We start from the raw sequence: 8,672 nt of genomic DNA on the forward strand, positions 1-8,672 counted from the left end.
TATCTAAAAAGTGATTACCATCTTTGACTACACCATCAAGATAATCGCTTACAGTGTTACCCGTACCCTTAGGAACTTCATCGACTTTCCTTTCGAACTTGCTGATTAGATTTCCAAGCTTTTCCGTATCAACTTGGAGGGACCTCAATCCGAATAAATCAGCCGTTTGACTAAGCCTAACCTTAACAGGAATTGGAACATTCTGATATTCCTTTTTCCACCGTTAGCCGTGCTCATTCCGTCATAAACAGGGAGCTTGTATTTAACTTCATAAATACCTAGAATATCCGGGTGTGGCGTTTTTGTTACACCTTGATTAATATTCTTTATCGGATCACCGAAGTTGTCTAAAATGTACTATTCAAAGTTTTCAAGGTTGTGTCCACCTTTTATACCTATAGTCGGTTTTGCTTTAAAACCTTCTACTTCAATTAAATGCTTATCATAACCAGTCTTAAAATTCACTTTAATTTTCGGATTAACTTTAGGAACTTCACCCGTCCCCTATGTTGTACTTTTAAATAATTCGGGGAAAAAGAAGAGGCTTTCTCTGGGTCGTTAGACCATAAAGAAAGCCTCGTTTAAATTAAAGAGATTAACCAACTATTAACTAATTCGAATCAATAAAATCCTATCATTATTTTTCAGGAATATATAAATTATCCACAAATTCAGAGAAACTTTTAGAAATTAGTCGGATGTATTCCTCTCTTAACTCGTTATCTTCTTCAAAGTAATCCATATCACAATGATATACACTACCTCTATCTTTCCCATCAATTGATAAACAAATCAAACTCCCAGCTGGGTCAATTCCAATTGGAAGCAAATTACTTGGTACCACTTGCACCAAATTATAACTTCTTAATTTCTCTTCTAGATTTATTTCATTTTCTATTGATAGAGGAAAAAACATTGAAACAGACGATGTTATTACGCCTTTCTTAGTTGTATCATTAGTTTTAAATCTTCGTTGCTCAGTTTTCCCTCCATTTTTAGACAGCAAAAATTGTTTATAATCATCAGGGAACAATATACCATACTTATTTTCGAAATCTTCGATATCTTCAATGCCAATAGAGGTAAAAGTATATTCAAAATCTAAATTCCTCATACAATTAACCTTCTTTTCTGTTCATTTTGTTTTGCTCAATCAGAGTATAATCTCTCAATCAATTCAGAAAAAGAATCGCATATTAATTTAATTTCATCCTCATTCACTGATTCCTGATCATAGAAAACTACTGACGGAGAATCTTTAGTATCACAGTAATTAAAACAAATCAGTCCCCCAAATGGGTCTCTTGCAAATGGAATAATACCTTCCGGAAGTGAAGTTAATTCATAAACAACTTCTATATTTGCATCTTTGCTTGTAAAACTTAATAGACAATCAAAGACTGCTCCACCCTCATCATCATTAATATCATAAATATTAGGCTCAGGATAACCACCGTTATTTTTTTTAATGCATTCACGGTAATCATCTGGAAATCTGACACCAAATGAATTCTCCACAGCAATAATTACTTGCTCATCTATCGCTCCATCCGTAAATAGCCAAGTTACTCGGCTCATTTTATCATCTCCAAAATAATTTTCTTCAGTTTACCTGTTCTACCGTCATCTCCACCACCCCAAATTGCTCTACCACCTGTATGACCCGCAACCTGATGTTCATAGTAATCAACAAGTTGCATTTTACCAGTCTCTTGATGATGATGCCATGTGACTGATTTTGGCTTCTTACCTATAAAATACAAATAAAGACCAATGACAAATCCCGTCATTGATTTTTATGGGAATGTTATACAAGATTTTATGCAAAAAAAGAATAGCGGGGATCCCTAGAATCCTCGCTATATCAACAATGTATAAAATTATGTATAAAAGATAAATAGACATATAATCAAGAAACCTTATAAAAACAGGAATTCTACCAAAGTATTTGCTACCGATAATAGGACGTTATGTTGACCCGATTTGAATACAATATACATATTACATTTTATCTATCTTACACAATGGTAACTATCATATAATAAAAGTAAAATTAGGAAATCGTGAGGATAATTACATTGAAAAAATTTGTTGTTAGCTATTTAGCGTGCTTGATGTTTTTCTCTATTTCTATCAATATTTTAGCTTATCAAGAACCCAATTATGAAGAAACATGGGGTCCGATTTGGGTATCAATTATTATGTATGTGATATTAGGAAGTATTCCTGTTTTTATAGGTTGTTTATTAGGAGAATTTTTTTATAGAAAAATAAAAAAGAGTTATAAGTTAAAATTCGGAATCCCCTTATTTATATTGTTAGGAGTTTTCTATGGTTATTTAATCCGTACCATAATATTTGGGAAACATATTATATCTGTATCTTTTACTATTCAGGACTTTGTGGAAAGCAGCCCTATTATTTTAGCATCTTTATTATTTTATTTTATAAGACGGATTTAATTAACTTCCAATAACGAAAATTATGTGAACTAGGAGATGATATTTTGGATGTCATCGAGATTGATTTAGAAAACGAAATGACAAAAGAAATGTTTATTAGAGTAATTAAAGATATATATCCTTCAGGGTGTTATATTTACGCCCTCATCCCTGAAAACGAAAATGAATTATTAAGTTATTTACCAGAATCTTTTGTAAGAGCTACTAAGATTAAAATGAACAGCTTTCCTAAAAGTTATGGGGTTGCTGGTTATATAAATGATATAAATTATGAATTTGTTTATTATTTCTATGAGTATGAGCACCTGATCGAATATGTCTTTTCTGCTTCTGAATTAACGGCAAATTTATTTAAGGAATTAAAAAGTTGGAAAGACTTATATAGTTATTTTGAAGAGAAGCGAATCAATCATTTGTCTATGGGTCCTGATCAACAATGGTTGTTGCATTATACTTAGATAAACTTTCAACAATACTCGATTTTTCTAGATTTCTAGATAGATTGACTGCTGATAAGTGGGGTTATGTAAATTAGATTTGTATATGGGATATATTTTTGAAAACAAAATAAGAGTTAAGTAGTCTTATAATTTAATCATAACTTAGTTGATTGTAATTATCATATTGTGTTGGTTTGGAAAACTTTTTTAGTTTAAATTATAAGGAGTAAGGTGAAGATGGTTATAGAGAAAGGAAGGTAGAGTCAAAATGCTATTTAATATTCTAATTGCATTTGTGTTACCTTGGACTGTTGGAATTTTTCACCTTTACAAAAAAGAAAGAAGAATTATACCTCTAATTGGCTCATTTTGTTGTGTCGTTGCTTTTGTCGTAAATGAATTCGGCCTTTATTGTGGTTTTTGGAGAATTGCTCCTTTCCTTGATCAAAAAACTATGTCTGGCTTACCTTTTAATATAGGAATTTATCCGATTTTGGCAAGCTACTTGATATTCTTTATAAAGAAAACCAAAAGACCTTACTTGATGGTCTTTTTTATATCGCTATTTACTACTCTTTTTGAAATGACATTAGTTTTAAGTGGGAAAATCGTATATGGTAACGGATGGAATATTATTTGGACATTTTTCTCCTATATCATCCCTTATATGTGGGTTTACTGGTATTACCTCTATTTAAGAAAATTACAAGTCATTAGCTAAATTTTGAAGGCAACATAATAGAACTCGAATATTTTTGATTGCCGATAACGAAAATTATGTAAAAAAGCTAGCATGGATCTAGCTTTTTCTTTTTTTGTTCATAGATTTAAACCTCTTTATTTATAGTGTTTTGAATGTATATTTTCGTTAGTGATTTTAGATAAAATGAGTAAAGTGCAATAAAACCAATAAATTAAAGAAACTGAAAGTAAACTAATATGTAAAAGTTTACTTTCGTATTTATAATAAATAAAAAGCACTTTTTAATTTTTTTAAAGTGCTTTAATTTGATGTTGATGTGATGGAACCTCAAGTATGTAGAAATTTAAAAAAGTCCCTTAATAAGGCTAAAGGGACTTTGCTCACACAAATGATCTGCACATCAATTCATCTTTGATATACAGATCATTTGTATGATAATTTTTATAAATAATTGCGGAATAGTGAACTTACATAAATGTTTTTAAAAGTTCTTGTACAAATGGAAGTATTCCACCTACAAATTTTAAAACTGCCATTGCGATTGTCATATTATTTCCTCCTCTTTTGTTGTTGCTAAGATGTGATTTATCTTTATACTTTTATTATAGTAAGCGCTTACATTTATATCAATAAATTTTTATATGTAATATTGCATATTATAGGGAATGAATTGGGCATATGGTGTTACTCCTACTATTGACAGTAAACTAATATTCAAAAATTCACTTTCAAGAGCTCACTACATATTAATTATTTAATATTTAAATTAACCACATTAAGGATAGTGTAATATAGTTAGTAGGAGATGGTTTTATGTTAAAAATAGAACAAAACAAAGTGAGTTTAATTTCAGGAATTAGCTTATTAATATTGTTTTTGACTAACTCTTTTATAAAAAGTGATTTTTGGGTGATTTGTATAGATGCAATTTTAGCTTTGGTTAACTTAGTTTTATTTATTATTTCTAGAGATATATAAAAAACTAAGTTACGTAGAAAAATGGAGAAGTTAGATGAAGTAAAATGATTTTGGCTTTTTTATAAATATTGCTCTTATATTTGTAGGGATATGTATTTTTAGATTGGAATGTAGGTGAAAAAGAAAAGGGCAGAATCTGAATCCAGATTCTGCCCCTTTTCTTTAGTTGGCTATTACAGTTAAGATGGTTTATTTTCGACAAACATTGTTTTTACTTTATTAGACTACCAAATGATAGTAAGTGTATACAAGATTTCATGCAAGATTGCATGAATAAAGAAATATAGTATCGGAAAAATAATTCAAATCAAGTTTACAGTGAATGAAGAAGATAATGTTTAGTATATCAAATGAATTGAGGGAGAAGTGGTTACGGGTGCTGGTCAATCAAAACGGGCCTAGCGAAGCGAAGGGAGTATTTGACTTGACCATCTGGACTAGACCCAAACCCTCTTGGCATGGAACAAACTATTGTTTGTTCCTGCCGACCGGCGAGGTAGCCCCTCAAGGAGTTGAGGGGCTGGGGAGTTCGAATGTTGTGTTTTTGCAAGAGATGGAAAGCTTTAACAAGGTGTTTCATGTTATTATAAAGAAAGACGTATAAATGAGAAAAACCGCCCATGCTTTGGACGGCAGGCGGTTTTTCTTAATAAGGTTGGAATCAACCAATATATATTCTATATACATTCTAACATATAAAAGTTGATTTCTTCCACTAAGGGAGAGAATTATTTTATGACAAAAGTTGTAGATTTTGGACAAGCTGAAAAAAAAGCGAAAATAAGAGATAGTAAGATTGATAGTATTTATGATCAGTTGCAAGCTGGTGGTTACTCAGAAGAAGAGAAAGCAATGCTTTTGCAGTTGTTAAGTAAGACGACTGGTGGGGAAGAATATTTCATAGGTAAAAAGAAAAAGCCTACAGATCGGGTGAGATTTGTGCAAATTATAATGGATAATGTAGATTATTTGATTGAAATAGGTTATTTAAGTAGTAAGGAAGAAGCCTTTTTATTTAAATTAACTTCATCTGTAGAGTTTAAAACTAATGTTCTTGTAGAACGTGAGACAAATAATCCAGCATCACCTACATATTTAGCTGAAAAGTTTAAAATGACTCGTCAAAGTATTTCTAGTGTCATGAATGGTTTATTAAAAAAGGGAGTATTAGCAGTTGCACAATCAGGTGTTACAACTGAAGATGGACGAGTTTGTACTAGTCGTACATGGTTTGTAAATCCAAATGTTATGTGTTGTTCTCCTAAAGATGGAATAGATAAAGCAACTCAACACATTTTTAGAGATTCATTAAGAAATTTTAAAGTTGAAGATCAAGGAAAGAAAAAACATAAACTACCTATTTATTTATTTTAAAAGAACGCAAAAAAACTTGCGTTCTTTTTTTTTTTGTTATTTACCTTTTTTTAGGTGTCACTTTTTTTTGACACCGGTGTCAAAAAAAAGTGACACTCCATCTTCTATAAACCCTTGATACTACTGACTTTCTTCACTTTGCTCTTCTCACTCTTATATATATAGCTAAAAGTTCCGCAAGGAACGGGTCGTATTTTCTTTCGCTTTGCTACAAAAAATCTCCACCCTTTTCGCTTTGCTACATCCTTGCAAAACTTTTTTCGGCTCGAGTTTGGATATCACCAAGCCGATACATCCAAAAGCAACTATTTGGGATCATCGGCTTGAATTGCTATTATACGAGCCGAACCGCTAGCGCCTTCGCTTAATAATTTCACTTACCAGATTGGTAGATACGTAATACGTGGGGGCTCGTCCCCACACGACGAACCAGCCTCAACCCCAAAAGCAAAGGAAAACCTTCTTTTAAACCTGTTCATTTTGCTTTTTAAGCGTTTATTTTTGTTTTTACGACAAATAGTATTGTTTTAGATTTATATCTTTTAAAAAGGATTCTGAAGCGTTTAAATAGCATTTTGTATTTTGTTGTTATTTGATTCTAGATTGAGGATTTATATTTATTTAATGCCAATTGTTTTCTTTTAGTATTTTAAAGTAATGTTTGATTGCAATTTATTAAAAATATCATGTCGTTAGTGAGTACTCATATGGAGACATCAAAGGGACTTTGTGTACTCACTGAGTCTACATCTAGGGACACAAGGGGGACATTTGGAGGGTTTTGTGTCGTCAGTGAGTGGACATCCTGGGAATTTTCGTGTACCCACGTTTAAGCTAGGCTCTGCCTAGTCCCAACCCCTAGTTGGGCCCAAAAACCCCTTATGCTCTTCTCTCTTTTTTGATTCTGAATTTCCAATTTTATAAAATGACTTATTTTTTAACTGGATTTTATTATGTTAAAAAAACAAGAATGTAATTTTAATTGTGGTTTGTTGCAAGGTTATTAGAAAATTTTTGTGGCGCGGCTATGATCTTCGCTGTGTGGATTAAATAATCATATGTTAAAAAAGAAATGAAGTACGGATGGGGATAGGGGTGAAATTCTTTATTTTTATATGACAGAAGGATATAAACCTTAGTAAAATGAATTAGTAAAAACCTAGGTTTTATACCTAGGTATCAAGGTTGATTTTTTTGAAAATAACCCTTGATATTCAAAAAACTTAGGTTTTTATCTAGGTTTTAAAGGTGGGTAAAAAGATGGATAAAAGTGAAAACCTAGGTAAAGAAAAACCAGGTTATATAGCAATGACCGTTAAAGAAGTTGCACTGTGTGTAGATGAATCGCCAAATGTTATAAGAAATTGGATGAAAGAATTAAGGACGTATATTCCTTTGGAGAAAAATGAGTCGGGTTACAATGTTTTTAATGAAAAAGCTCTTGAGCAAATGAAGATGGTTAAACAATTACATAGAGAACAGAATTATTCAATAAAACAAATTGAACACTATTTTGCTACAGATGGAGAAAGTATAAAGCCTGTACCTAGTAAAGAAGTTGGAGAAATTTTAGCTGAGGAATTAAAAGCATTAAAAAATGAAGTTAGTAGACTTAGAGAATATAGTGAGAAACAAGAGGAATTTAATAAATTGCTAATTGAGCAATTACGAAAACAACAAGATTATATTGACAATAAGTTAGAGAAACGTGATCAGAAGTTACTTGAAACAATTAGAGAAGTACAAGAAACAAAATTATTAACGGCATCTACAGAACCAAAAGGTTTTTTCGCGAGATTATTTGGAAAATGATTTTTTGAGATCTGGTAAAGAATTTATTGTTAAGGATTTAAGGAGATAATTAGTATGAATAATAATGTTCCCAAGGTATTTCAATGGCTTCCTAAAAAATGGGGGAAAAGAACAATTTCAGAACAGTTTTTCCAATCAAGATTTGATGCTGAAGGTAAAGGGATTTGGATTATTTATTATGCTGTAGATTTATATGTTGTAACTATCCCATTACAAGTAAAAAAATATAATACACTTTAATATTCTGTTTTTTATTAAGAAGTTCTAAAATACGGTAAGTGAAATTATAGGTATAATTTCATGTGAATATTAAAGTTAAAAAGCTAATTTCCATAGAAAATTAGCTTTTTATTTATTGCTAGCAATAAATAAAAAATGTATTTAAAAGGAATTGTGGTTGCCGTGCGTGTGGAATCGCTGAGTCCTGGCGTTTATGCCGCGAAAGTTCCTTGACGATGAGGGGAACCCTCATGCAAACTCGCCAGGGGTGGCCCCAGAAGGGCGGTTTTTGCCCGCTGGGGTTAGCTTTGGGAGTTTGAGGGTTCGGAGGCTCGTGGTCAAGGGAACCGTGGAATAAAAAGCGAGGACGGACCCCAGGACAGGGCAAAAACCAATGTCTTCGCCAAGATTCGTGGTTCTACTGTTAGAAAAAGGCGAATAAGAATATAGCATACATACAATAAGGGAATGCAGTATAGATCAGTCTACAAGCATTCCCTTGCTATAAAGATGTTAAAGGAGCCTTAACTCTATCTTCCCCACCAGCAGTTAACTGATGTTTATTATTACGTTCTCCCATCTCTAACGTTAATTCTCCAGAAGCTCTCTCAGTTTGTTCTGGTTTATCCGTTTGATATAAATATCCATTTGTTTCATATTTCACATTAGATTTCAATTTAAATT

At 31.8% G+C, this 8,672-nt stretch carries 10 protein-coding genes and 2 pseudogenes; 8 read left to right on the forward strand and 4 right to left on the reverse strand.

All coding sequences use genetic code 11. The features are described from left to right. Nucleotides 1-637: 637 nt before the first annotated feature. The 3 genes and pseudogenes from MHI07_RS29270 to MHI07_RS29280 form a co-directional block, all read right to left on the reverse strand. The gene (locus MHI07_RS29270) at nt 638-1,114 is read right to left on the reverse strand and encodes an SMI1/KNR4 family protein (protein WP_340827327.1); all 477 of its coding nucleotides are present in this window, start codon (nt 1,112-1,114) and stop codon (nt 638-640) included. 35 nt (nt 1,115-1,149) lie between these two features. Beyond that, the gene (locus MHI07_RS29275; protein ID WP_340827328.1) at nt 1,150-1,578 is read right to left on the reverse strand and encodes an SMI1/KNR4 family protein; all 429 of its coding nucleotides are present in this window, start codon (nt 1,576-1,578) and stop codon (nt 1,150-1,152) included. Next, nucleotides 1,575-1,763 (reverse strand): annotated as a pseudogene (locus MHI07_RS29280) (HNH endonuclease); the annotation flags it as partial. The gene MHI07_RS29275 and the pseudogene MHI07_RS29280, both read right to left, overlap by 4 nt. A gap of 315 nt (nt 1,764-2,078) precedes the next feature. On the opposite strand from MHI07_RS29280, the gene MHI07_RS29285 reads away from it, so the two are divergent. From MHI07_RS29285 to MHI07_RS29320, 8 genes are all read left to right on the forward strand, one after another. Continuing rightward, complete coding sequence (locus MHI07_RS29285) at nt 2,079-2,462, forward strand: hypothetical protein (RefSeq protein ID WP_170935214.1); 384 nt, start codon at nt 2,079-2,081, stop codon at nt 2,460-2,462. A gap of 44 nt (nt 2,463-2,506) precedes the next feature. Then, complete coding sequence (locus MHI07_RS29290; RefSeq protein WP_002193666.1) at nt 2,507-2,920, forward strand: hypothetical protein; 414 nt, start codon at nt 2,507-2,509, stop codon at nt 2,918-2,920. Between the two features lie 250 nt (nt 2,921-3,170). Continuing rightward, the gene (locus MHI07_RS29295) at nt 3,171-3,623 is read left to right on the forward strand and encodes a CBO0543 family protein (RefSeq protein WP_340827330.1); all 453 of its coding nucleotides are present in this window, start codon (nt 3,171-3,173) and stop codon (nt 3,621-3,623) included. A 795-nt stretch (nt 3,624-4,418) separates the two neighbouring features. Next, nucleotides 4,419-4,583 (forward strand): hypothetical protein, encoded by a 165-nt coding sequence (locus tag MHI07_RS29300; protein ID WP_165927704.1) that lies wholly within the window; start codon nt 4,419-4,421, stop codon nt 4,581-4,583. Nucleotides 4,584-4,905: 322 nt separating this feature from the next. After that, nucleotides 4,906-5,187: a hypothetical protein gene (locus MHI07_RS29305; RefSeq protein ID WP_340827332.1), complete on the forward strand. Its 282-nt coding sequence runs from the start codon at nt 4,906-4,908 to the stop codon at nt 5,185-5,187. Between the two features lie 131 nt (nt 5,188-5,318). Continuing rightward, complete coding sequence (locus tag MHI07_RS29310; RefSeq protein ID WP_044443236.1) at nt 5,319-5,957, forward strand: MarR family transcriptional regulator; 639 nt, start codon at nt 5,319-5,321, stop codon at nt 5,955-5,957. A 1,260-nt stretch (nt 5,958-7,217) separates the two neighbouring features. Then, the gene (locus tag MHI07_RS29315; protein ID WP_340827333.1) at nt 7,218-7,769 is read left to right on the forward strand and encodes a DUF3967 domain-containing protein; all 552 of its coding nucleotides are present in this window, start codon (nt 7,218-7,220) and stop codon (nt 7,767-7,769) included. A 54-nt stretch (nt 7,770-7,823) separates the two neighbouring features. Then, on the forward strand, nt 7,824-8,009 hold the full coding sequence (locus MHI07_RS29320) for a hypothetical protein (protein WP_340827334.1): 186 nt from the start codon (nt 7,824-7,826) through the stop codon (nt 8,007-8,009). A gap of 481 nt (nt 8,010-8,490) precedes the next feature. Here MHI07_RS29320 and MHI07_RS29325 read toward each other — a convergent pair. Further along, nucleotides 8,491-8,672, reverse strand: a pseudogene (locus MHI07_RS29325) (DNA/RNA non-specific endonuclease); the annotation flags it as partial.

The organism is Bacillus sp. FSL H8-0545, assembly GCF_038006105.1.
GTDB lineage: Bacteria > Bacillota > Bacilli > Bacillales > Bacillaceae_G > Bacillus_A > Bacillus_A cereus_U.